The following is a 22,977-nucleotide window of genomic DNA, read 5'->3' on the forward strand; positions in this document are numbered from 1 at the left end:
AAACAAAGAAAACTTTAAACAAAAAATTAATGAACATCCTAGATAAAATCATCATCGATAAAAAAAGAGAAGTCCTTCTCAAGAAATCCATTATTCCAGTTTCGCAATTAGAAGCTTCTGTGTTTTTTGAAAAACAAACCATTTCTCTTAGCCAAAAATTAAAAGAAAGTCCTTCTGGTATTATTGCCGAACACAAACGCCGTTCCCCTTCTAAATCCATTATCAACAACAATTTCACGGTTGAAGAAGTCGTAAAAGGCTATGAAAATGCTGGTGCTTGCGGAATTTCGGTACTTACGGACGGTAAATATTTTGGGGGTTCGCTAGATGACTTGCTCTTGGCTAGAGCCTCTGTAAATATTCCTTTATTACGAAAAGAATTCATTGTAGACGAATACCAAATCCTAGAAGCCAAAGCCCACGGAGCCGATTTAATCCTACTCATCGCCGCGGTTTTAACGCGTGAAGAAATCCAATCTTTATCTGAATTTGCTAAAAGTTTAGGACTAGAAGTTTTGCTTGAAGTGCATAATTTGGAAGAATTAGAAAAATCGATTTTGCCCACTCTGGATATGATTGGAGTGAACAACCGCAACCTCAAAACCTTTGAAGTGAGTTTGGATTTTAGCAAAGAGTTAGCGGCTAAGATTCCAAGTGATTTTGTCAAAGTATCTGAAAGTGGCATTTCGACTATTGAAGCGATTCAAGAATTAAAACCTTACGGATACCAAGGCTTTTTGATTGGAGAAAACTTTATGAAAACAGATAATGCAGGCAAAGCTGCCACAGAATTTATAGCCCACCTAACCCCCAAAGGGGGAGCAAACCAATAAGTTACTAGCAACTAACCACTATTGTTATGAAACCAAAAACAAATCAGCATTCAACATCCGCACAAGAACTCCCCCTTCGGGGGTTGGGGGGCTGTGGCCTTAAAATCTGCGGTATGAAATACCCTGACAATATACTCGAAGTAGCATCGCTGCTACCCGATTATATGGGATTTATATTTTGGGAAAAGTCAGCACGGTATTTTGAGGGACCTATGCCTGACTTACCCAAATCTATCAAAAAAGTGGGAGTTTTTGTCAACGAAAAAAGTGATACCATCCTAGACAAAGTAGCCCAATACGATTTACAAGCCTTACAGTTGCACGGACAAGAATCGGTAGCTTTTTGTTTGGAATTAAAAAATAAATTAGGGACTAGTGTCGAAATCATCAAAGTATTCTCAGCAGATGAAACCTTTGATTTTAGTCTATTAAAACCCTACGAGCCTGTTTGTGATTTCTTTCTTTTTGACACCAAAGGCAAATTACCCGGAGGCAACGGAACCACTTTTGACTGGAGAATTTTACAAAACTATCCTTCCTCAAAACCATTTTTCCTTAGTGGGGGCATCGGAATTGACGAAATAGCAGCAGTAAACGAAATCTTGAACACCCATTTACCTCTTTACGCCATAGACGTAAATAGTAAATTTGAAATAGAACCTGGATTAAAAAACATCAATCTTGTAAGGACAATTCGCGAATTGTCCCTACACAAAAAAAATAAAAAAATGTCATACAACGTAAACGAAAAAGGCTATTATGGTCAGTTTGGAGGAGCCTACATTCCAGAAATGTTATATCCTAATGTAGAAGAGTTGCGCCAACACTATCTGGACATTACCGCTACACCCGATTTTAAAGAAGAATTCAACCAACTATTAAAAGATTATGTGGGGCGTCCAAGTCCATTGTATTTTGCGAAGCGATTGTCTGAAAAATACAATACCAAAATCTACTTAAAAAGAGAAGACCTCAACCATACGGGCGCACACAAAATCAACAACACAATTGGCCAAATTTTAGTCGCCAAAAAGTTAGGCAAAAAACGCATCATCGCCGAAACAGGTGCGGGTCAGCATGGCGTGGCCACCGCTACCGTTTGCGCCTTAATGGGATTAGAATGCATTGTGTATATGGGCGAAATCGACATTGCTCGTCAAGCGCCAAACGTGGCTCGAATGAAAATGTTGGGCGCTACCGTACGTCCAGCCTTATCGGGCTCTCGCACCCTAAAAGACGCCACTAACGAAGCCATCCGTGATTGGATTAACAATCCCGTAGACACGCATTACATCATTGGTTCCGCCATTGGACCACACCCTTATCCTGATATGGTAACCCGTTTTCAGAGTGTCATTTCCGAAGAAATCAAATGGCAATTAAACGAAAAAGAAGGTCGCGAAAATCCAGACTATGTCGTAGCTTGTATTGGTGGCGGAAGTAATGCTGCTGGGACATTTTACCATTTCTTAGACCAAGAAGAAGTGGGTATTATTGCCGTAGAAGCAGCTGGAAAAGGAGTCGATTCAGGGCATAGTGCCGCTACGAGCAAACTAGGAAAAATGGGGATTATTCACGGTTGCAAAACCCTGTTGATGCAAACCCCAGATGGACAAATTACGGAACCCTACTCTATCTCGGCTGGTCTGGACTATCCCGGTGTAGGACCTATGCACGCGCATTTGGCCGAATCCGGTCGTGCCGAATTCTATTCTGTAACCGATGATGATGCTATGGAATTTGGACTCGAATTGTGCAAATTAGAAGGCATCATTCCCGCCATCGAAACCTCGCACGCCTTGGCAATTTTTAAACAAAAACAGTTCAAACCCTCAGATATTGTCGTGATTAGCCTTTCAGGACGAGGAGATAAAGATTTAAATACGTATATTGACTACTTTAAATTGTAGTAGGGCGTTTTACGGGCTGTACGCTATATCTCTAGGGGCGAACCCCGCCCCTAGAGGATGCCGCTCCCATCCCTAACGCAAATCCTGCAACACCACAAATGAAGTAGTCATTAACACCAAAGCACTATGCAAAAACTATTTACATACGGAACATTACAGCATCCTGAGGTGCAAGAAGACCTTTTTGGTAGAACACTCAAAGGAACCCCAGAAACGCTTTTGGGCTATCGTGTCAAAGAAATCCAAATCGAAGAAGAATTTGGTTTAATCAACTACCCCATCATCGTCGAGACAGAAAATCCTGAAGATACCATTCAAGGCATTGTGTATGATGTGACGACCAATGATCTTCGCCAAGCCGACCTCTACGAAGGAAAGCATTATAAACGTGTAGAAGTAGTTTTGCAATCCAACCAAAAGGCTTGGGCTTATAGTTTGGTGGTGTAGACAAAAACAAACAACCGCAAATTCGTAAATTTTAAGGCATTTACTTTTAAAATTTTCGCCACAAATTACACGTATAAACACTAATTCAGAACATTTCTTTTATTGCACGAATCCTTAAGAACCATATAATTGGTGCAATTCAATTTCAAAATTGATGATTTAGTGCCAATTTGTGTTTTTCGTGGCTAACAATTTAAAATGGAAATTTGAGGTAAATACAATTTTAAACTTAACTAAAAAGTCTCATGTGCATTAGATTTGAGACCAATAAATATAGAATTTCAGATAGAAAGAATAAACTATGAACCGAATCAATCAAAAATTACAAGAAGATAAAAAAATATTGTCCATCTATTTTTCTGCGGGCTACCCTAACCTAAACGATACCGTACAAATCATTCAAGATTTAGAAAAAAATGGCGTCGATATGATCGAAATCGGATTGCCGTTTAGTGATCCTTTGGCAGATGGTCCAACTATTCAGGCGAGTTCAACGCAAGCCTTGCACAACGGAATGACCACACAAGTATTGTTTGACCAATTAAAAGACATTCGGAAAACAGTCAACATTCCTTTAGTGATTATGGGATACTTTAATCCGATGCTACAGTATGGTGTGGAAAAGTTCTGTGCTACGTGCGCCGAAATAGGAATCGATGGATTGATTATTCCTGATTTACCTGTAGATGTATATGCTGACGAATACAAAGCAATTTTTGAAAAATACGGTTTAAAAAACATCTTTTTAATCACGCCGCAAACTTCAGACGAACGCATCCATTTTATCGATAGTGTTTCGGATGGTTTTATTTATATGGTAAGCTCGGCTAGTGTAACAGGTTCCAGTGCAGGATTTGGAAACACACAAGAAGCGTATTTCCAACGCATCGCTCAAATGAATTTGAAAAATCCTCAAGTTATCGGCTTCGGAATCAACAATGCCGAAACTTTCCAACAAGCTACTCAATTTGCCAAAGGAGCCATTATTGGAAGTGCCTTTATCACCTATTTAAAAGAAAATGGAACTGCCAACATTAAAGCATTCGTGGAATCCATTCGATAACTAGTCATGAAAATGCTACTAAAAAGAACCACATCCAACGATCCTGACTTTCAAAAGCTAGTCCTACTGCTAGATCAATTTCTGCGATCTAAAGACGATGAAGATCACGATTTTTATGCCCAATACAACAAAACCGACCATATTAAGCATGTGGTCGTAGCTTATTATGAAAATGAAGCCATTGGCTGTGGTGCCTTTAAAGCATTTGACGAAAAAAGTGTTGAAATCAAAAGAATGTTTGTAGTAGCATCTTTCCGAGGCAAACAAGTAGCCCATCAAATTATAGCAGAACTTGAGCAATGGGCCAACGAACTGCAATACAATAGTTATGTACTCGAAACCGGTACTAACAATACTGTAGCCAGTGCATTATATCAAAAACTAGGGTATAAAATCATCCCTAATTATCCCCCTTATGAAGGCGTAGCTACAAGTGTGTGTCTAAAAAAAGAAAAGCAATGCTAAAGCCAACTATTGTTACTTTACCAGAAACCCAATTAGTGGGTAAAAAAAGAAGTATGTCGTTAATCGACAATCAAACTCAAGCACTTTGGCAAAGTTTTATGCCAAGACGAGAACTCATTACCAACCGAATAGGCAACGATTATTATTCGGTTCAAAACTACAATCCGGATTATTTTGAACATTTTAATCCTTCCAAGACTTTCGAAAAATGGGCAGCTGTAGCGGTGAATGCTTTTGAAAAAATCCCCGAAGATATGGAGTCCTTTACCCTACCCACTGGGCTTTATGCTGTTTTTGAACACAAAGGAATGGACACAGCAATTTTTCAGCAAATTTTTACGGAGTGGCTACCCAAGGCTCCGTATATTTTGGATCATCGTCCTCATTTTGAACTATTGGGCGAAAAATACAAAAATGGAGACCCTAACTCGGAAGAACAAATATGGATTCCGATTCGCCAACAATGATTCATTTCTTTGATTTTGTTAATACTATGTTAAATAAAAATTAAACAATTGTTTAATTTAAACGGTTGTTTAATTTTGTTTAACAAAAAATCAAGGTATTGAAAACGGAATTTACCGAAAAACAAATCCAAATCCTTGAAGTTGCAGAAACTCTTTTTGCTGAAAAAGGATTTGACGGCACTTCCATTAGGGATATTTCTAAAGTAGCAAAAATCAATGTTGCTATGATATCCTATTACTTTGGATCGAAAGAGCGATTACTACAGTCGCTGATTGTTTATCGAACAACAGATATCAAAACCCAACTCGAACATTTACTAGAAGAAGACCTTGAACCCATTGAAAAGGTAAATAAATTGATTGAAATTTATATTAATCGCATCAATAACAATAAGGGAATCTATCGCATTTTACATTTTGAACTCTCTTCAAAAAAAAGAGAACAAAATTTACAGGCATTTACAGAGTTCAGAAAAGGCAATCTCAAATATTTAGAATCCATCATTGAAGAAGGCCAACGCAAAGGTGTATTTAGAAAAGATATCATTATCCCATTGATAACACCAACGATTTTAGGTACCTTTTTTCATTTCCATATGAATAAAACCTACTTCGAAAATCTATTGAACTTGACTACAGAAACTTTGTACAATAATTATATCAAGACGAACTTGACAAAGCACATACAACAAACAATTAAAGCCCTTTTGATTTATGAAAATTAGCCCACTATTTGTCTTTGGGATTTTGTGTTGGGGAACTTCGACGGTAAGCGCTCAAGAAAAAACACATCTTAAGCTAGAAGATGCTGTACAATTAGCTTGGACCAAGAGTAACGAAATATCCCTTGCTACTTCAAAAGTAGCTACCAAAAAATACGAGCTACAAGCCAGCAAAAACAATCAATATCCTGATTTAAAACTCTCAGGCCAATACCAGCACCTAACTAGTGCCAAAATTGATATGAAATCCAGTTCAGGTGGAAGCGGACTTGCAGCTGGTCCTGTGGATCGTTTACTATTAGGACAAGTTACGGCCAGTGTTCCTGTTTTTGCAGGATTCAAAATTCAAAATAATATTGCCTTACACGACAATCTTTATTTAGCCGAAACTGCCAATGCGGTTCAATCTAAAGAAGAGATTGCGCTAAAAGTCGTTAATTATTATGCTAGCTTATACAAAGCGCAAAAGACAATCGAAATTCTCAAAGAAAATCAAAAACGGGCCAAACAACGCGTAGTTGATTTTATAGATTTGGAGAAAAACGGTATTATTCCACGTAATGATTTACTAAAATCACAATTGCAAGTTTCTAAAATACAACTCGCAATAGACGAAGCCACTAACAATTTGAATATCGTAAACTTTTATTTGGTTAACCTTCTAAAATTGGATACGAATACTCAAATTGAAATCAAAGAAAGTGATTTTGTGAATTTTCAAATGAACAATGTCCCTTCAGATGAGACGCCAGCTTTAGAAAACAGAAAAGATTTAGAAGCCCTTCGTTTTCAAGCAAAAGCCAGCCAATCGAATATCAAAATTGCAAGAAGTGCTTATTTCCCTTCAATAGCCATATTAGGAGGTTACACCGCACTTGAACTCCACAATGTAGTTAGTGTACAAAACGCAATGAACATAGGTGTTGGCATTTCCTATGACTTTACCAGTTTGCTCAAAAATGATGTTTTGGTTAAAGTTGCAGAAAGCAAGGCAATGGAAGTACAAAACGCTGAAGCTATTTTGACAGATTACATCAAAGTACAAGTACAAAAAGCCATAGAAGATTATCAATTGGCTATAAAACAAGACCTTGTTTATGCGGAAGCTATTGACCAAGCTTCTGAAAATTACCGAATTGTAAAAGACAAATACGATAATGGACTTTCTAACACCAACGATTTATTGGAAGCTGATGTAGACCAACTGACTGCCAAAATTAATAAAGCCCTAGGCAAAGCCAATATCATTCAAAAATATTACGAATTACTATCGGTAACCGGACAATTAACCACAACTTTCAACCCATCAAAAATATAAGTACCAGTCCCATGGAAAAGAAAAAAACAAATATAAAGTTCCTAATTATCACAGTATCATTGTTAGTACTTGGCAGTATTTATGGTATTTACAAATACAATCATGCACAATCGCATGAAGAAACGGATGATGCTCAAATAGAGAAAAACATGACGCCTATTATTCCTAGAGTAGCAGGTTATATAAGTAAAGTATATGTAAAAGATAATGACTTTGTAAAAAAAGGAGATACTTTATTTACGATAGACAAAAAAGATTTTCAGGTTAAAATTGAAGAAGCCAAAGCGGCATTGATTGGTGCTGAAGGTGGTTTTGAAGTAGCCAAAGCAGATATTGGAAGTGCTTTAGCTAGTATTTCGGTTTCTGAAGCCAATGTACTTTCTGCAGGAGGCAACATCGAATCGGCAAAAATTAGATTAGGAAGAGCTACAAGTGATTTTGCTCGTTATGAAAACTTATACAAGAATCACACCATCACAAAGCAACAATACGAGCAAGCTTTGGCTACGAAACAAGAAGCTGAAAGTCAATTGAGAGTGTTACAACAACAACAGCGAGCCAGTTCTTTTCAAAAATCAGTTATTGAAGCCAAATCAAAAGTTTCGAACAAGCAAACGGAAGTTGCTGCTGCCAACATCAAAAGAGCACAAGCCGTTTTAGATGCTGCCAAACTTAATTTAACTTATACTGTTGTTACTGCTGCCATTGATGGTCAAGTGTCTAAAATTGACATTCAACCTGGACAATTGGTACAAGCTGGACAATCCTTATTTTATATTATCAATAATGATGAAGCTTGGGTTGTAGCGAATTTCAAAGAAACGCAATTGAACAAAATGGTGATTGGTCAAAAAGTAACGATGAAAGTTGATGCTTACCCAGACTATGAATTTGTAGGAGCGATTACTTCTTTTTCTCCAGCTACTGGTTCAAGATTTTCATTGTTACCACCAGACAATGCTACTGGAAACTTTGTAAAAACCATTCAGCGTTTGCCTGTAAAAATTAGTTTAGATAAAACCAATGATGCCAATAAAATCAAACTTTTGCGTCCTGGTATGAATGTCGAAGTTGATGTTCATTTGAAATAAATAGCTGTTAGTTATCAGTAATTAGTGATTAGTAATTAGTCCCTAGCTGTTAGCAGGTTGACTATTAAGGGATTTTCGCCAAGCAATATTCACTAATGACTAATTACTAATCACTAAAGACTATAAGAGCTAATCACTAAAAAAACTAAGGAGTAAAAAAATGGTACAAACAGAAGCGGACGATTTAGTTGAGTACGGTTTTAGACGCGTAATAATTACCATTACTTGTGTGCTATGTGCGATGCTTGAAGTAGTAGATACTACTATTGTCAATGTAGCACTCAACAATATGCGAGGCAGTTTAGGAGCGACACTTACGGATGTGGCTTGGGTAATTACCGCCTATGCCATTGCCAACGTTATCATTATCCCAATGACCAGTTGGTTGTCGCAACAATTTGGGCGACGCAACTATTTTGCGGTATCCATTATTATATTTACTGTTTCCTCTTTTTTGTGTGGAAATGCAACCAATATATGGGAATTGGTGGCTTTTCGTTTCATTCAAGGATTGGGTGGTGGAGCTCTTTTGGTAACCGCACAAACGATTGTTACTGAAAGTTATCCTTTGGCCAAACGAGGTATGGCGCAAGCTATTTATGGTATGGGTGTAATCGTAGGACCAACCTTGGGACCACCATTGGGAGGTTATATTGTTGACCGATTCTCGTGGCCGTTTATTTTTTACATCAATATTCCGATTGGAATTATTGCGGCATTGCTTACCCTTTCTTTTATAAAAAGCCCAAAATATGGCGTTAAATTAAAGGCCAATCAAGTCGATTGGTTAGGTATCTTTTTTCTATCGGCTTTTATTGGTTCTTTACAATTTGTGTTGGAACACGGACAACAAGACGATTGGTTTAACAATTCTCTTATTGTAGCTTTAAGTATTGTTTCGTTCTTTGGTTTGCTTTTCTTCATTTGGCGAGAACTCACTTATGAACATCCTATTGTAAATTTGAGAGTACTCAAAGACTCCAATTTAAGAATTGGAACGATTATGTGTTTTATTCTTGGATTTGGTTTATATGGTTCAACATTTATCATTCCAATTTACACCCAATCAGTTTTAGGATGGAGCGCTACTGATGCGGGATTATTATTGATTCCAAGCTCGATAACCACAGGAATTATGATGCCTTTTATTGGTAAAATGATTCAAAAAGGAATCCCACAAACGTACTTGGTTGCCGCAGGATTTTTTGTCTTTTTTGGCTTTACGTATTGGATGCATTTAGTCATCACTCCCGATTCTGGAGAAGAGCATATGTATTGGCCTTTGATTTTAAGAGGTGTTGGATTAGGGCTTTTGTTTGTTCCCATCACTACCCTATCGTTGTCTACCTTAACTGGAAAACATATTGGTGAAGGAGCAGCCTTTACCGGAATGATGCGTCAATTGGGAGGTTCATTTGGAATTGCCATCATCACTACTTATATCGCTAGAATCAATCAAGAACATCGCGTGAATATGATTGGTTATTTAGATAACACCTCCTTTGAAGTTCAACAGAGAGTGCACCAACTGCAAATGGGTTTTATGTCTAAAGGCTATGCCATGAACGAAGCCTTGTCTAAAGCGTACAAAACCCTCGAAATGATGGTGACCCAACAAGCTGCGGTACTTACTTTTTCGGATATATTTTTGTATTTGGGGTATTTGTTCTTGTTTTGTATTCCTTTCATTCTTTTGGTCAAAAAAGGAAAAAACAAAATCAATCCCGCCGATGCAATGCATTAACGAAAAAGCCGATTTCTGTTACTGAAATCGGATTTTTGGTGTATCTATTTATTCACTTTTAATTCGCGTGGAGTGTAGCATATCGAACTTCCAACCTTTGTCGGTTAAAATGGCTGTGGCACTTTCTAGCCAATGCAGTTTTCGAATGATTTTATCGTCAATGGAAATGGTTGCATAGTTGTGATAAGCCACCCAAGCGGTTTTATTAGTGACTTTGACATCAATGATTTCAATTTTGTTTACTCGTTTTGGGATGGGCAAATTGAGTTTGGCTTTGTTCAAATAAGTTGCGATGGTATCGTTATTCCAAACTTCTCCGTGTTCCAAAAGCAAGAAATCTTTGGTGTAATATTTCTCAATCTTTTTAGCTTCTAGTTTTGACCAAATTTCGTCAAACGATTCTTGTACTAAATTTTGAAACTGCTTTTTATGGGCTTCTATTGCACCTTGAGCGAATGCTATTGTGGTGAAAAATAGCATTAAAAGTAGGGTGGTATGTTTTTTCATTATTGCTGAGATTATAGTATTGCGTTTATTTTTGCTGGGTTTAGGACTAAAGTGAAGTATTTTTTTTTGGATTTTATAGTACTCCAAAATAAGTTCCCAGAAAACCATATCTATTATTTCAAAACAACAAAATTATTATTTTAATTAGATCAAATTCTTTAGCAATTTCTTAAAAAGTCAGATTTACTTCACTTTGAATATCTAATTCAGAACAAGGAACTTTGTCATCCTCTTTAGAACAAGAGCTATTAGTTAGCAACGATTTTCTACTTAAAAATAGTCTCTACATAATAATTATTACCCAATTGATTTAATGTTACGATTTGATTTTGAAAAACCTCAAGTAATATTGGAATACCATTTGTTTTGTATTGCTTTATTATTGAATTAAAGTTGTTTTTTTCGAAAACATCAATTCGAGAGTAATTTGGTACAGTAAAATAAATAAAATTATTTTCAATAATTTTTACATCGCCAAAAAAAGCATCCTGATAATATTTATTAGTAGTTACCTCAGTAAAATTCTCATAGTTGACATCAGATTGATAACCATATTTAGTACTTACAAAAAAAGTTTTATCTCCTGATAAAGCAAATAATCTACTATCAGATTTAGATTCATTAAAAAGAAAATCAGTAGCAACATTATTGCCATTTATGTTTAGTCTTCTAATAGCTGATTCGCTTCCATACTCTAAACCATCACTCCATACATTAAAAAAATAGTTTTCTTTAGCGTAGATCAATTTGGATGTGCCACTTATATTGTATCCCCCTATTCTATTTAGAACTTTTTTTGTGATGCGGTTATAGACAAGCGGTCCCCCTCCATCTGCATATGGATGCTTCTCTAGAAATAATAGATTATCATTAATCGGAATTACTGATAATATATTATAATCTGTAATTAGGAATATCGTTTCCTTTATTTTACGAGTAGCTAAATCAATAACAAAAACTTTACCATCTTTACTTGGCACATATAGATCTTCAACTCCTTGATATTTACCTATAGAACAAAAGAAAATTGGAGCAGTTACGACTACTTTTTGTATAGTTAAAGATTTAATATTGTAAAATAAGACTTCACCTCCATCACTATTTATAATGATTAGTTCATCTTCATTATAAGGATTTTTAAGAGTTTGACTTGGCTTAAAATTTAGAATTCTTGGGTTTTGTATGCTTAAATAGTTTTTACTACGTATAACCTTCCCATTGACTAGCTTTGATACCGCATAGAATATTTGACCTTTAAAGTAGGAAGCGGCATCAATAAAACTATTTTCGTTTTGATTGCTGCTGACTTTTAAAGCGTTTTGATTATTAGTAAAATCTTCAGTATTTAAATAGTCTTCATTTACAGCGTATATTGTATAATTTTTAAAATTCAGATTTGAATCTTTTTCCCATTCTAATTTTAAACTACCGTCCTCTAATTGCATTATGGAAGTAAGCGAAAATGATAAATCCTTGTTCTCATAAAACAGACAATTCTTACTTACCAACCTCTCTATCTTATTCTCTTCACTATAGTACTCAATAACTACCGCATACCCTGAAAAGGAGTCGAAAGGAACTTTATTGTCTGTAAATTCATTTTTCAAATTGTTTGTACTTTCAAATACTAATTCGCCTGACGATACTATTGCTGCTGGGAAAAAATACTTATTTGTGTATGAATTAAGCCTATATACTTTGTAACTTCTGAATTTTTTAATAACCACTGGTTTCCAAGTCAACTTTAACTGATCTTTATTCCCTGTCAAACTTATTAACTCAGTTTGGGGTTCAAAAACAGCATTATCAGGAATAGGTGCTTCATTTTCGTTTGAGCAATTAATAAATAACACTAGTACGATTAAAGATAAAAATTGTTTTATTACCCTAAATGGTTTCATAATTATGCTTAAAAATTTGATTCTATTAATTCTTTAGTTGATTTTTGTTTTATGAATAAATTATTTTTGCCTTAACTGTACTTTAATTCTTCATATTAAAATGTTTCGATAGCACATTTTATATTAAAATTGAAATTGTATCCATATCCGAAACTCCAATAGGATACTGGTTCGTAACCTCCAATAACTTTTAAACCACTACTTGTAATCATTGGAAATAATGGATAAAGTTTAGTTTTAATCACTTCAATAAGCTCGTAATTGGAATTGAATTTATGAATTACTTTTTCTCCTTGCACTGTTGCATATAGATTATCTTGTTTATCATAGGCAAATTGGAAATAACGTTTTCCGGTAAGCTCATATAAGTTTTTTTCTATTTCAAAGTCATTGATATTAAAAAGGCAACCATTAATTGAGGTAATTATCTTAGACTTTGATGTGTTCCAAGCAAATATATTCGCATCAGTTGAATTTGGCTTCAACAAAGTGTTTGAATTATTATACGATCTAAAAAAACAACTAAAACAAGTTAAATTAGTAGTGGAAAATTCTAGAATATCTATCCAACTACTTAAATTATAACTAACTAAAGAGAATAATTTATTTGAATTGTAAAACTCTAAATAATCAGAAAATCCTACCATACCCGTATTAACATTTGCACCAGTAGTCATTTCATAATAACACCAAATATTATTATCCATATAATATATTAGATTGCCTAATACTGAAAAAGCATTTAACTTATCGACAATCTTTGTATTATAAGTAGAAATAGTTTTATAATCATTGGCATTAATTCTATAAATTGTGCCTTGTGTATCAGCAAGAAATATTTCGTTCTTATTTACTAATTGAATTTTATTATTTAATAAACTTCCGTCTTTAAAAACTTTTGTATCTGTTAGTTTGTTTTGTGCACTGTTGTATTTTTTTAAAAAGCCCGTACCTTCTTTGTCTAATATGTGGAAAATATCCGCTTGATTTGGATCTTTTAGGACTTGAAAAGGAACTCTATCAAACATAATTAATTCACGAATAAACTTTTTTGGTTCACTCGTTAAATTCTCAACAATTAAAGATTTTTTTCTCTCATCTCTATAATTAATTTTAATTAAATAAGTTACGTTTTTCGTATAGGGAACATCATCATCAACGAATGCTGTTTCATTTGAAGGTAAGTTGGCTATCAGTTTTTCCTGCTCATAATCTGAATCATTATTTTTAGAATGTCTATATATTAATAAATCTTCAATAATAACTCCATTAGGTCTTTTAATTTCCCAATTAATTTTTACCCGACTATAAGAAGGTTCAAAATTAGTCACAACTATTTCTAATGGTGCATTGTCCTTATCTTCATCGGTACTGCATCCTAGGATAATGAATACAAGCAAAGTGATTACTATGTTGCATTTCTTTTTACTATAAGCCATTTAAAATTTCCTTTCTTAATTTTTGAGTATATAATGTGTTTTGATGATATACAGTCCAGCTATTTCTAGTAAAATAAATTTCGTTGTTTAACGAAAAAAAACTTGAACCGTAATTTAATACAGAAGTATAGTCTAGTGTTTTGTATGCATTTGTGTTGACATTGTATAGTTCATTATTTGAATTTGGGCGAAGTCCAAAAATTTTATTCGAATATTCAAATAATAATTCATAGGGTATGTTAGCTTTTACATCCAAGTTTGGATTAATTTTATAGCTCCTGAAAATACCCGTAAAAATTGTAATATAAATATCGTCTCCTACAAAAAAACATTTACTCTCGCCACATCCACTTGTATCACAATTAGGAAATGCTGAAAAAGCGGAAGTTGGTAGTGTCTTCCAAGAATTTGTGCTTTCAGAATATTGATATTTTTGTTGAACTACTGTTGATGTCCCGTTATTGTATATGACTCCACCTATAAAGTAAAAATTATTTTGATACGCAAAAAGAATAGGATTGTCAATCTTATTTCCAAACGGAAGTGAAATTGGAGTTTCCACCATAGTGCTCAAATCAAATTTTGATAATGAATAATTACCTGCGGTAGATCTTTTATACAAATAAACTGTTTTTTTTCCATCAAAAGCAATTTTAGACAGATACCCAGCATAACTAAATGATGATAATTCTGTCCACTTTTCAGTAGTCGGAGAAAATTCTAGTAAAGAATAATTAAAATTAAAATCATAGGATGCTTTATTTTTAAATTTAAATTGATATGCTTTGTTATTATATACAATAACTGGATTTTGAATATTTATATCTTTCAAATAATCTACCATAATGACATCATTTAAAATAGGAACATCACAATCAAAATTAGTGGTCAAACCTGCAGTTTTATATTTAACATTAGTAATTTTAAAATCTTTGTGTGGACCAGGAGGAACATCAATACTTAATTTATTATTTGAAGCTGTAAAATAGCAGGGAATATCATTTATAAAAACTTCTCCAAAACCTAAATTAGGATTGAAATTTTCTCCAAAAACTATAAGTTGTGCTCCAATCCAAGTAGAACTATTATTAATACCTGAAATCATTGGTGACTCTAAAAGTAAAGGCAGGATGGAGACTACTTCTTGAAGTTGTGCTCTTACTTTAATTTCTAGATTCGCTGTTTTTATTTTATTAGGAATTTCAATTTCAATTTTATTATAATCAACATTCTTAATTATGGCTTTTTCATTGTTCACAGTTACAGTTATGAAATCTTTCAATAAGTCAAAATTTTCACCATAAATTGAAAAAGTTTCATTAAAGGTAATCTTGTCACTACTATATTTACTTATTATAGGTTTTTTTAAAGAAAATGTTTGATTAAGAATTGTTTTGTTTTCATTTAAATCAATTACTTTGAGTGTTGGGGTATTGGTTTTGATTGTTCTAGGAACAATAACCATAATTTCTTTATCCGAGACATAATTCACTTGAGCTTCTTCTAAATCAAAAAAGACTTGTAATTTTCCAATTTCAAAATTCTTTATTTCAATCACTATTGGCTGTCCTAATAATCCAGATTCAGGAAAGTTTACTAGGGTTGGAGGTATATATTTTGTTTCTTCAGAACTGCAGGAGTTTAATAAAAATATTAATAATATAAATATAATAGAGATGGTTTTGGTGGTAGTATTCATATTTAATCAATATTGTAAAAAGAAAAAATCTCTGATATAATCAGTATTTTATTATGAAGGTTTATTATAAATTTCTTTCAAAAAAAGTCAAAATTGGTGCTAACGTTCTAGTGTTACACGTTTCCGAATCTAAATTAGTACTAATTTTCGGATTAACCAAAACTATTATATATAAAACCAACATTCCACTGAGTCGGCTACCCAAATTGCTGATGAAATTTTTTGACCAACCAACCCTTATAGCATTCTTATCAAGCAATAATCTACGTGGGAGGACAACGGTACTTTTACTATTTATAGCGCTGAAATAACAATACCTATCACAACGCTTTCCCTTTCTACCCTTTCCAGTAAACATATTGGCGAAGGAGCAGCCTTTACAGGAATGATGCGTCAATTGGGTGGTTCATTTGGAATTGCCATCATCACTACTTATATCGCTAGAATCAATCAAGAACATCGAGTGAATATGATTGGTTATTTAGATAACACCTCCTTTGAAGTTCAACAGAGAGTACACCAACTGCAAATGGGTTTTATGTCTAAAGGCTATGCCATGAACGAAGCCTTGTCTAAAGCGTACAAAACCCTCGAAATGATGGTGACACAACAAGCCGCAGTACTTACTTTTTCGGATATATTTTTGTATTTGGGGTATTTGTTCTTGTTTTGTATTCCTTTCATTCTTTTGGTCAAAAAAGGAAAAAACAAAATCAATCCCGCCGATGCAATGCATTAACGAAAAAGCCGATTTCTAGAACTGAAATCGGCTTTTTTTTGTGAATCATTACTTTGTGCAATTTAAAAATTCTATTTCAAGAATTGTCAAACGCTTTATTCATTCGATAGCAGTAAATATTTACTGAAGAATAAATACTAATTTAAACGAGTAAGGTGGCTATGGTGTGTACTTTTATTTTATTGTCTTCGATTAAAAAGGTGTCTGAACCAAAGGGGATTTCTGCCATTGGGGATTGACTTGACCAGATAATGTGTGCGACACGGTCACTAATGGTTAAGGTTTTCATTTCGAATGTTGCCCCCGAAGGAATTAGTCGAAACATTGCTTCGAACAACTGGCGGATGTTGCTCAATCCTTGAATTGTACCTTGGTCGGTTAGAATCAAGGATGCTTCTGTATAGTCTAAAAGTATCTCGTCTATATTGTTCTCGCCAAATGCAGTTAAATGATGCATTAGGACATTTTGGGTTGCTGTTGCTGCTGAATTCATTGTATTGTTTTAAATGTTGTTTGGCGCTTGTTTCGTTTTTTTCGCACTTTTTACTATTAAATCGAACCGTTATCTTCTTTTTTGACGGGTTTTGCTTTGAGTGCTTTTTTGGTGACTTTTAGGTCTTTGAAATAGCCAATTGTGGCAATATCAACGTACAAACCAACGCTCCCTTTTTGGATAGTGCCTAGCATTTTGTCTACGATAAAGCTTGAGTATTTCAAGTCGTTGATGAACATTTCTGCGGTCTCTCCGTTTACTTCAATACGCATCGTTATCCATTCGTTCAAAGCCACAGGAGCTGAACCTTCATAGGAACCTGCTGGAAAGTTTTTGCGCAAGGTGTCGAATTTGTATTTGGGATATGAAAAATACTGCACGGCATGATTTCTGGCATATTGACTTTGCGCTCTTCCAACTTTTGGTCTTAGATAAATGGATTCAAAGGCTGCGTCATTTTGGGCTATGCGGTAAAAGACACCAATAAAACCAGCGGCAGGTTTGTATGGCGAAGGATTTTGAATTTGACTATACATTTTCACTTCGATTGTCCCGTTTTCAAAATCGTCTAAACCGAGTAATTTGGCATAATGTGGCTCGTCTACTGTAGCTTCTAATCGGTTTTCATCAAATGGAAGTGCTTTTAAATCCCTTTCGATTTTCAGTACTTTTTTACCTTGAAAGTTAACAATGGAACCCGTCACATTGTGTAATTCAAAAACTTGCTTCCCTAATTTTAGCTGTTGGCTAAAAACAATTTGGGAACATAAAACAATGGCGGCTAATGCAATTACTTTTTTCATATGCTACTAGTATTAAGTGATTAAATCGAGATTTTGATAGTGGATTGCTGCAAATCATAGTCTGCCCTATCGCTGGTTTTCGGGTCTTTTTTGGATTATATTTTTGTTTGGGCTTCGGCCACGCTCACTGGTTTGCCAATGGCTCCAAATTCGTGTAAATCTCCAAAAACTTCTATACGAATGGATTGATTCAACCCTCCTACTTTTAAGGCTTCGAAACCTGTGTCCTGAAGCAACTGTGCTACCACGCCATCAACAGCTGAATCATTGGTTGCATAAAACAATACCGATTTTTCGGGTGATGCAAAGGCAGCATTTGCCAATGAAGCCACTCCTAATGTACCTAAGGCTTTTACCAAAATTGCGTCTTGGGGTAAAATAGCCGCCAGCAACTCCCCTGCTGATTCTTTTTCACCAATAATTTTCTTGAAACCGCCTTTGTCATCTGGAGCAATAGGGTTTGAGGGATCGATGATTATTTTTCCTTTTAGTTCTTCGCGGTACTGCTCCAAAAATTCGATTATGGTGTGAAACCAAACCGAAAGTACAATTATATCTGCCTGCTGAATGGCTTCGCGGGTTTCGGCTGGGGTTACCAAGTTTCCTAGTTCTTGAGAGAAAGCTATGGCTTCTTCTAACTGACGAGTTGCGACTATTACAGGTCTATTACTTTTAATTAAATTTTGAGTTATGGTTTTCCCGATGTTTCCTAGACCAATTACGGCTACTTTTGATGTTGTTGTCATACTATTACTTTTTAAATTATGTATAAATTACATCGGCAAAGTTGCATCAAAACGCAGGCCTTATACAATGAACTGCATCAAGAAATAGTATTGATCTAGATTAAGACTTTTTAGCCTGCTTGTTTCGCAATCGACTCAAAAACTCAGGCGTTATGCCTAAAAATGAAGCTATTTGTGTTTGTGGTAATCGGTTGGTGAGATGGGCATAATTATCCTGAAAAGCTAAATATCTTTCTTCGGCAGTAGAACTAATGTTTTGTAATAATCGCTTTTGGAGGGACACAAAACTATTCTCCATTAAGACTCTAAAAATACGGTCGAATTTTGGAGCCTTGGTATAAAGTAACAATAAATTGGCGTGGCTAATTTGCAAAACCATAGTATCCTCTAGAGCATCAATATTAAGTTCTGAAGGTTGGCGTTCGTGAAAACTACCTATATTGCTCAGCCACCAATTTTCGGCTGCAAACTGCAAAATATGAGTGTTCCCCTTGGCATCAACTTTATACATTCTCAAACAACCCCGCACAATAAAATTAAACTGATTACAAACATCACCTTCTTGCAACACATATTGTCGTTTGCGATAAAGTCTTGGTTTAAACAAGTCGGTTACCAATTGCTTTTCTTCAAGATTAAGCGGAATCATTTTTTGAAAATAATCCAACAAAGGGGCTATTTGCGAAGGGATATTCTTGTTGTCTTCCATTGTACTCATCTGTGTATTTCGAATTGTCTTGCTTTACGCGGATACGATTCAAAGTTAGACTTTTGATAATTTACAAATCCATTTAAAGTAAAAAAAACATACAGCGCAAAGTTCGTTTCTGTGAATGTCAAATTTAGTTCCCGCTTTGCACGCAGGCTGGAGTTAAAAATACGCAATCTTTCGGTTAAAACTAATTCTTCGAATACAAAACCAGTTTTTATACTGACGCTTAGGGAGAGGTTATTGGGGGATTGGGGTGTAATGACTTTTTGTTAGCACTTTAAATTTGTATTCTTAGAAATAAAATCAATAGCAAGTTTTACTTTTTCTGCTTTTGTCAACAACAATATCTTTTTTTTATTAAGCTGTTTTTCATCAATCATAACTATTGTAAAACTAGTTTCTGAGTGATTTAAATCTGGCTCCCAATGATGAAAATCTATACTAGCATTTGAATAAGCATAGTTTGTTGAACGTTTTCCACTTGACAAAATAAGTTGTTTAAAATTTGAGGTTTCAATAAGCTTTTTTTGCAATACAAAACCGAATAAAAAGACAGCTTCGTAAAGTTTTTCATTGTAGATTATCAAACCTTTCTTAAGGAATAAAATTGCAATGAATATTACATTCAAAAAGAGCAAAATCCATTCAAAAATGTAGTAAGATTTATATTCAACTGAGTTAAGCATACCCAAAAACACCATTAAAGTTATAAAAGTCAAAATAATCAAATTTTGAAACTGTCTAAAATCCAAACTTTTTTCTAGTATTATTTTCATTTTTAATCCGATTTTTGGAAACTAACGACTTTTTTTTTTTACTTTTAAACTTTAGGTAATCTTCTCTGAGGTATTCGTTACAGTCTTGTATCAGTACTTTTCCGTTTTTCAAGAAATAATATGCCGAATCTTTTCCTATTTCCTTATAAACCGAATCACCCACATTTATTTGATAATAAATCTCGTTTGGAATTCTAACCTCATTGAAATCATTCAAAATCATAAACCTTGGACCTCTAGCATAATCTCCTTCTTCTTTTTTTGCAGTTATTTTTCCTTTGAATTCTGTTTGTTTGCTCTCTAGATATTTTTGTCTTTTATAGTCTAATGAATTGTTTTGGTAAACAGCTATAATCACAAGAATTATAGCGATTGGAACAAAAACATAAGCTAAGTTTTTCCTAATTTCAGTTTCTTGCTCTTTTAATTCTTGCTCTGACATATTCATAGTTTATATTTTACTGTAGCATTCTAGACTTGTAACTAACATTCTTTAATTAATATAGATTTTCTAACTGAGTAAGATTTATTTTTCGGTTATTACTAAACTTCCAAATAGAAAAGCAACTTCCCATTAAACCAATTGCCCAAATCCGTTGTAGTTGTCATAAGCCGTTTATTTTATTTTCATTCCACTTTCTGCGTCAAATTTTTTCCGTTCTTCTTCCGTCATTCTTTCTCTCAGCAATCTGATCGTATATCCGCCATGTAATTCGGAATTTTTAATATACATCCAATCGCTTATTTCTTTTTTGCCTATTTGGACGGTATCTCCAAGTTTTACGCTTTTAATTTTTTCGGGTAAATTGTCAATTACGCCAATATATTTTCCATTTTCGACGCCTTGAATATTTCCAATCCAAATATGTTCAACATTACTATTTTCTTCAAATTTCTTTTTCAAACCAAAAAAAGTAAAAACTCTAGTGTTAGTTTTAAAAGCATAATCAAAACTATCTAAAGTTTGTTTGGCTTTTTCGATTGCCTTATTCATTTCAACGTCATTTTCTTCAACGTTATAAATTGTAGGCTCATTTTCTCTTTCGATTTTTTTGTTGGATATACAACTTAAAATACAAATTGAAAAAAATAGAAGTAATGTCTTTATTTGCAGGTTTTTCATAAATGGCTTATAAAGTCCCCGCCGCTACACGAGGTTTGGTACTAAATTAAGCCCATTATTCGGATTTGCCAAAACTTCCAAAATACAAGACCATTTTCAAATTAAACAAAATGCGCAAATCTAGTATAACAGCTATTAATGGCTGTTCATCTACTTGCAATATGATGATCTTGTTGTTCCGTCTTCAAATTTCACAATAACTTCGTCATATCCGATTGTATTATCGGACAACACTCCATAAAATAATTTATCCTTATTTACTTTTAACCATTTTCTCCAAAGTTTAACCTCTTCCATTGTTGGATAATAAATCCAACCTAAATAAGTTCCATCGCTTTTTTTCGGAATAATTCCAGTCAAACATGCAATAGAATTTGAAAGTTTTACATTCATACCACTTTTCCCTTTAAGATAATTTTCAATTGTGTCCAGTCTTATCGTAACTTCTTCAGCTGCGGATTTTCTAATTTGACTAAATGAAACTAAATTAAAAAACAACAAGACAAGTAATAATGATTTTTTCATAATTAAGGAGTTATTTTGCATTACCACTTACGTTCCTCTTGTAGCAAGTGTTAGTGGCTGTAAACTAGTACCAAGGATATAAATTATCAATTGTAAACTTTTTAATTCTTTTACGTTTTAATAGATTATTTTCTGAATTTATCGTTTCGGTTAAACAATTGTAATATATTTTCTTTCCGTTTTTCAAGTTTAATTTAACATAGTAATAATCGCTCCAAGGATTTCGCCCTTTCCACGAAACAATATGTTTTTCCACTTCCAAGACTTCTTCATATAAAATATTTTCTATTTCAGCTTCTGTCTTAATTTCTAAATGATTTTGTTTGAAAGTTATTTTTCGATTTCTATTTAGTATTTCATAGCGATAATTCAATATAAATCCTGGAATTGTAATTGAGGAAAATAATAGGAATACGATGCTTAAGTCATAAATATTTTTATAGATCGTAAAATTTTCTACTTCTATATAAAGTGTGACTATCAATATTAGGAAACCAAACATAAAAATTGATAAAAACACAATTGAAGGCATGACATATATTAGATTTTTTTTCTCTTTCATGATTCGTCTTTTCTGCTATTTTTAGGTTTTATAGCCACTACGTTCGCTTACTATAAGAGGTTTGGGTTTAAATTAAGCCTTATTTTCGGATTTGCCTAAACTTTCCAAATACAAGACCATCTTTAAATTAAGCCAAATGCCCAAATCTCTTGTAGCAAGTGTTAGCAAATCGGTTTTTTTTATGGTATTAATAATAAGACTAGTTTTCTGTTTTTCTTACTGAAACACAAAAACATGTTTACAGCCATTTTATCATACACCAAAACAGCTTTAAACTCGATTACTTTTCCACATTCCTCTGTTTTAAAATTTTTAAAACCAGTACTATAAATATGATTTAGTTTTCCAAGTTTGTTTTCAACGTTACTAAATATTTTTTCGATAGATTGTCTATCAGCGCCAAAAGATTTATCAAATTGGTAAAATAATTTTTCATAATCTTTAGTCATTATTAAATTAGCTACTTCTTCAAAATTTGGTATATAACTTTCCACTTCAACAAGTTCGTTAAATGAATAATTGAAATCAAAGCTATTTCCATTATTTAAATTTATTTTTACTTTAATACAATCACAATCTTTAACTTGAAGATTTTTATGAAATATGTAGGCTATATTTCCTGCATGATAATCAATGCTATTCACATCATAATTTAATAGTTCACTTTTACTTAATTCAATTTCATAACAATTGCTTTCAGTATTTTTTGTTAATAAATATTCCCCTTTGTAAAAGTCTAAAATTTTTTTTACAGCAGTTGCTTGAAGTTGATTATTGTTTGATTTATCGCATGAAACGAAAAAAGTCACAAAAATAAATATTATAATTTGTTTCATTAAGTTATTCAATTTACGGTGGGTTTTTAAACTGTTTGCTAACTTGAACATAGTCG

The 22,977-nt window shown here is 33.7% G+C and carries 23 protein-coding genes and 3 pseudogenes; 12 read left to right on the plus strand and 14 right to left on the minus strand.

The window, feature by feature from the left end; translation table 11 throughout:
* Positions 1 to 29 precede the first annotated feature (29 nt).
* The 11 genes and pseudogenes from trpC to ACSVH9_RS12845 form a co-directional block, all read left to right on the plus strand.
* Entirely contained in the window at positions 30 to 833 is an 804-nt protein-coding gene (trpC, locus tag ACSVH9_RS12795; RefSeq protein WP_438064054.1) for an indole-3-glycerol phosphate synthase TrpC, read from the plus strand.
* A 113-nt stretch (positions 834 to 946) separates the two neighbouring features.
* Positions 947 to 1,516 (plus strand): annotated as a pseudogene (locus ACSVH9_RS12800) (phosphoribosylanthranilate isomerase); the annotation flags it as partial.
* Between the two features lie 45 nt (positions 1,517 to 1,561).
* Positions 1,562 to 2,743, plus strand: coding sequence for a tryptophan synthase subunit beta (gene trpB, locus ACSVH9_RS12805; RefSeq protein WP_438064096.1), 1,182 nt, complete (start codon positions 1,562 to 1,564; stop codon positions 2,741 to 2,743).
* Between the two features lie 126 nt (positions 2,744 to 2,869).
* Positions 2,870 to 3,190, plus strand: coding sequence for a gamma-glutamylcyclotransferase family protein (locus tag ACSVH9_RS12810; RefSeq protein ID WP_078211750.1), 321 nt, complete (start codon positions 2,870 to 2,872; stop codon positions 3,188 to 3,190).
* Between the two features lie 301 nt (positions 3,191 to 3,491).
* Positions 3,492 to 4,253: a tryptophan synthase subunit alpha gene (trpA, locus tag ACSVH9_RS12815; RefSeq protein ID WP_159685666.1), complete on the plus strand. Its 762-nt coding sequence runs from the start codon at positions 3,492 to 3,494 to the stop codon at positions 4,251 to 4,253.
* 12 nt (positions 4,254 to 4,265) lie between these two features.
* The gene (locus ACSVH9_RS12820; RefSeq protein ID WP_438064055.1) at positions 4,266 to 4,718 is read left to right on the plus strand and encodes a GNAT family N-acetyltransferase; all 453 of its coding nucleotides are present in this window, start codon (positions 4,266 to 4,268) and stop codon (positions 4,716 to 4,718) included.
* A complete protein-coding gene (locus tag ACSVH9_RS12825) occupies positions 4,712 to 5,185 on the plus strand; it encodes a GyrI-like domain-containing protein (protein ID WP_438064056.1) in 474 nt (157 codons plus the stop codon). The genes ACSVH9_RS12820 and ACSVH9_RS12825 overlap by 7 nt, the downstream gene beginning before the upstream one ends.
* A gap of 98 nt (positions 5,186 to 5,283) precedes the next feature.
* A complete protein-coding gene (locus ACSVH9_RS12830) occupies positions 5,284 to 5,910 on the plus strand; it encodes a TetR/AcrR family transcriptional regulator (RefSeq protein WP_438064057.1) in 627 nt (208 codons plus the stop codon).
* Complete coding sequence (locus ACSVH9_RS12835) at positions 5,900 to 7,225, plus strand: TolC family protein (protein ID WP_438064058.1); 1,326 nt, start codon at positions 5,900 to 5,902, stop codon at positions 7,223 to 7,225. The genes ACSVH9_RS12830 and ACSVH9_RS12835 overlap by 11 nt, the downstream gene beginning before the upstream one ends.
* Positions 7,226 to 7,236: 11 nt before the next feature.
* Positions 7,237 to 8,316, plus strand: a complete 1,080-nt coding sequence (locus ACSVH9_RS12840; protein WP_438064059.1) for an HlyD family secretion protein — start codon at positions 7,237 to 7,239, stop codon at positions 8,314 to 8,316.
* 157 nt (positions 8,317 to 8,473) lie between these two features.
* Positions 8,474 to 10,060, plus strand: a pseudogene (locus ACSVH9_RS12845) (DHA2 family efflux MFS transporter permease subunit); the annotation flags it as partial.
* A gap of 48 nt (positions 10,061 to 10,108) precedes the next feature.
* Here ACSVH9_RS12845 and ACSVH9_RS12850 read toward each other — a convergent pair.
* The 4 genes from ACSVH9_RS12850 to ACSVH9_RS12865 all read right to left on the minus strand — a co-directional run bounded on the left by ACSVH9_RS12850 (position 10,109) and on the right by ACSVH9_RS12865 (position 15,606).
* Positions 10,109 to 10,567, minus strand: coding sequence for a DUF4440 domain-containing protein (locus ACSVH9_RS12850; protein WP_438064060.1), 459 nt, complete (start codon positions 10,565 to 10,567; stop codon positions 10,109 to 10,111).
* Positions 10,568 to 10,833: 266 nt separating this feature from the next.
* The gene (locus ACSVH9_RS12855) at positions 10,834 to 12,468 is read right to left on the minus strand and encodes a hypothetical protein (RefSeq protein WP_438064061.1); all 1,635 of its coding nucleotides are present in this window, start codon (positions 12,466 to 12,468) and stop codon (positions 10,834 to 10,836) included.
* Positions 12,469 to 12,563: 95 nt separating this feature from the next.
* Positions 12,564 to 13,907, minus strand: coding sequence for a hypothetical protein (locus ACSVH9_RS12860; protein WP_438064062.1), 1,344 nt, complete (start codon positions 13,905 to 13,907; stop codon positions 12,564 to 12,566).
* Positions 13,897 to 15,606 (minus strand): IPT/TIG domain-containing protein, encoded by a 1,710-nt coding sequence (locus ACSVH9_RS12865; protein ID WP_438064063.1) that lies wholly within the window; start codon positions 15,604 to 15,606, stop codon positions 13,897 to 13,899. Before ACSVH9_RS12865 ends, ACSVH9_RS12860 begins: the two co-directional genes overlap by 11 nt.
* Before the next feature lie 313 nt (positions 15,607 to 15,919).
* Here ACSVH9_RS12865 and ACSVH9_RS12870 point away from each other — a divergent pair.
* Positions 15,920 to 16,345 (plus strand): annotated as a pseudogene (locus ACSVH9_RS12870) (MFS transporter); the annotation flags it as partial.
* Positions 16,346 to 16,487: 142 nt separating this feature from the next.
* Here the strand turns inward: ACSVH9_RS12870 and ACSVH9_RS12875 are convergent.
* The 10 genes from ACSVH9_RS12875 to ACSVH9_RS12920 form a co-directional block, all read right to left on the minus strand.
* On the minus strand, positions 16,488 to 16,838 hold the full coding sequence (locus tag ACSVH9_RS12875) for a hypothetical protein (RefSeq protein WP_438064064.1): 351 nt from the start codon (positions 16,836 to 16,838) through the stop codon (positions 16,488 to 16,490).
* 56 nt (positions 16,839 to 16,894) lie between these two features.
* Positions 16,895 to 17,641, minus strand: a complete 747-nt coding sequence (locus ACSVH9_RS12880) for a hypothetical protein (protein WP_438064065.1) — start codon at positions 17,639 to 17,641, stop codon at positions 16,895 to 16,897.
* A 95-nt stretch (positions 17,642 to 17,736) separates the two neighbouring features.
* The gene (locus ACSVH9_RS12885; RefSeq protein ID WP_438064066.1) at positions 17,737 to 18,387 is read right to left on the minus strand and encodes an NADPH-dependent F420 reductase; all 651 of its coding nucleotides are present in this window, start codon (positions 18,385 to 18,387) and stop codon (positions 17,737 to 17,739) included.
* A gap of 100 nt (positions 18,388 to 18,487) precedes the next feature.
* Positions 18,488 to 19,105 (minus strand): Crp/Fnr family transcriptional regulator, encoded by a 618-nt coding sequence (locus ACSVH9_RS12890; protein ID WP_438064067.1) that lies wholly within the window; start codon positions 19,103 to 19,105, stop codon positions 18,488 to 18,490.
* Between the two features lie 263 nt (positions 19,106 to 19,368).
* On the minus strand, positions 19,369 to 19,875 hold the full coding sequence (locus tag ACSVH9_RS12895; RefSeq protein WP_438064068.1) for a hypothetical protein: 507 nt from the start codon (positions 19,873 to 19,875) through the stop codon (positions 19,369 to 19,371).
* Complete coding sequence (locus tag ACSVH9_RS12900; protein WP_438064069.1) at positions 19,841 to 20,323, minus strand: hypothetical protein; 483 nt, start codon at positions 20,321 to 20,323, stop codon at positions 19,841 to 19,843. Before ACSVH9_RS12900 ends, ACSVH9_RS12895 begins: the two co-directional genes overlap by 35 nt.
* A 168-nt stretch (positions 20,324 to 20,491) precedes the next feature.
* Complete coding sequence (locus ACSVH9_RS12905; protein WP_438064070.1) at positions 20,492 to 20,998, minus strand: YegJ family protein; 507 nt, start codon at positions 20,996 to 20,998, stop codon at positions 20,492 to 20,494.
* Positions 20,999 to 21,148: 150 nt separating this feature from the next.
* Complete coding sequence (locus ACSVH9_RS12910; protein WP_438064071.1) at positions 21,149 to 21,523, minus strand: hypothetical protein; 375 nt, start codon at positions 21,521 to 21,523, stop codon at positions 21,149 to 21,151.
* A gap of 64 nt (positions 21,524 to 21,587) precedes the next feature.
* Positions 21,588 to 22,085 (minus strand): hypothetical protein, encoded by a 498-nt coding sequence (locus ACSVH9_RS12915; protein WP_438064072.1) that lies wholly within the window; start codon positions 22,083 to 22,085, stop codon positions 21,588 to 21,590.
* A 179-nt stretch (positions 22,086 to 22,264) separates the two neighbouring features.
* Positions 22,265 to 22,921, minus strand: coding sequence for a hypothetical protein (locus ACSVH9_RS12920; protein WP_438064073.1), 657 nt, complete (start codon positions 22,919 to 22,921; stop codon positions 22,265 to 22,267).
* Positions 22,922 to 22,977: the final 56 nt, after the last annotated feature.

The organism is Flavobacterium sp. RSSB_23 (assembly GCF_051547145.1).
In the GTDB taxonomy this organism is placed as follows: domain Bacteria; phylum Bacteroidota; class Bacteroidia; order Flavobacteriales; family Flavobacteriaceae; genus Flavobacterium.

Excerpts from the sequence above, each read along its gene's own strand:
- trpC (WP_438064054.1), top strand. The coding sequence starts at position 30 with ATGAACATCCTAGATAAAATCATCATCGATAAAAAAAGAGAAGTCCTT.
- trpB (WP_438064096.1), top strand. The coding sequence starts at position 1,562 with ATGTCATACAACGTAAACGAAAAAGGCTATTATGGTCAGTTTGGAGGA.
- ACSVH9_RS12810 (WP_078211750.1), top strand. The coding sequence starts at position 2,870 with ATGCAAAAACTATTTACATACGGAACATTACAGCATCCTGAGGTGCAA.
- trpA (WP_159685666.1), top strand. The coding sequence starts at position 3,492 with ATGAACCGAATCAATCAAAAATTACAAGAAGATAAAAAAATATTGTCC.
- ACSVH9_RS12820 (WP_438064055.1), top strand. The coding sequence starts at position 4,266 with ATGCTACTAAAAAGAACCACATCCAACGATCCTGACTTTCAAAAGCTA.
- ACSVH9_RS12825 (WP_438064056.1), top strand. The coding sequence starts at position 4,712 with ATGCTAAAGCCAACTATTGTTACTTTACCAGAAACCCAATTAGTGGGT.
- ACSVH9_RS12835 (WP_438064058.1), top strand. The coding sequence starts at position 5,900 with ATGAAAATTAGCCCACTATTTGTCTTTGGGATTTTGTGTTGGGGAACT.
- ACSVH9_RS12840 (WP_438064059.1), top strand. The coding sequence starts at position 7,237 with ATGGAAAAGAAAAAAACAAATATAAAGTTCCTAATTATCACAGTATCA.
- ACSVH9_RS12850 (WP_438064060.1), bottom strand. The coding sequence starts at position 10,567 with ATGAAAAAACATACCACCCTACTTTTAATGCTATTTTTCACCACAATA.
- ACSVH9_RS12855 (WP_438064061.1), bottom strand. The coding sequence starts at position 12,468 with ATGAAACCATTTAGGGTAATAAAACAATTTTTATCTTTAATCGTACTA.
- ACSVH9_RS12860 (WP_438064062.1), bottom strand. The coding sequence starts at position 13,907 with ATGGCTTATAGTAAAAAGAAATGCAACATAGTAATCACTTTGCTTGTA.
- ACSVH9_RS12865 (WP_438064063.1), bottom strand. The coding sequence starts at position 15,606 with ATGAATACTACCACCAAAACCATCTCTATTATATTTATATTATTAATA.
- ACSVH9_RS12875 (WP_438064064.1), bottom strand. The coding sequence starts at position 16,838 with ATGAATTCAGCAGCAACAGCAACCCAAAATGTCCTAATGCATCATTTA.
- ACSVH9_RS12880 (WP_438064065.1), bottom strand. The coding sequence starts at position 17,641 with ATGAAAAAAGTAATTGCATTAGCCGCCATTGTTTTATGTTCCCAAATT.
- ACSVH9_RS12885 (WP_438064066.1), bottom strand. The coding sequence starts at position 18,387 with ATGACAACAACATCAAAAGTAGCCGTAATTGGTCTAGGAAACATCGGG.
- ACSVH9_RS12890 (WP_438064067.1), bottom strand. The coding sequence starts at position 19,105 with ATGAGTACAATGGAAGACAACAAGAATATCCCTTCGCAAATAGCCCCT.
- ACSVH9_RS12895 (WP_438064068.1), bottom strand. The coding sequence starts at position 19,875 with ATGAAAATAATACTAGAAAAAAGTTTGGATTTTAGACAGTTTCAAAAT.
- ACSVH9_RS12900 (WP_438064069.1), bottom strand. The coding sequence starts at position 20,323 with ATGAATATGTCAGAGCAAGAATTAAAAGAGCAAGAAACTGAAATTAGG.
- ACSVH9_RS12905 (WP_438064070.1), bottom strand. The coding sequence starts at position 20,998 with ATGAAAAACCTGCAAATAAAGACATTACTTCTATTTTTTTCAATTTGT.
- ACSVH9_RS12910 (WP_438064071.1), bottom strand. The coding sequence starts at position 21,523 with ATGAAAAAATCATTATTACTTGTCTTGTTGTTTTTTAATTTAGTTTCA.
- ACSVH9_RS12915 (WP_438064072.1), bottom strand. The coding sequence starts at position 22,085 with ATGAAAGAGAAAAAAAATCTAATATATGTCATGCCTTCAATTGTGTTT.
- ACSVH9_RS12920 (WP_438064073.1), bottom strand. The coding sequence starts at position 22,921 with ATGAAACAAATTATAATATTTATTTTTGTGACTTTTTTCGTTTCATGC.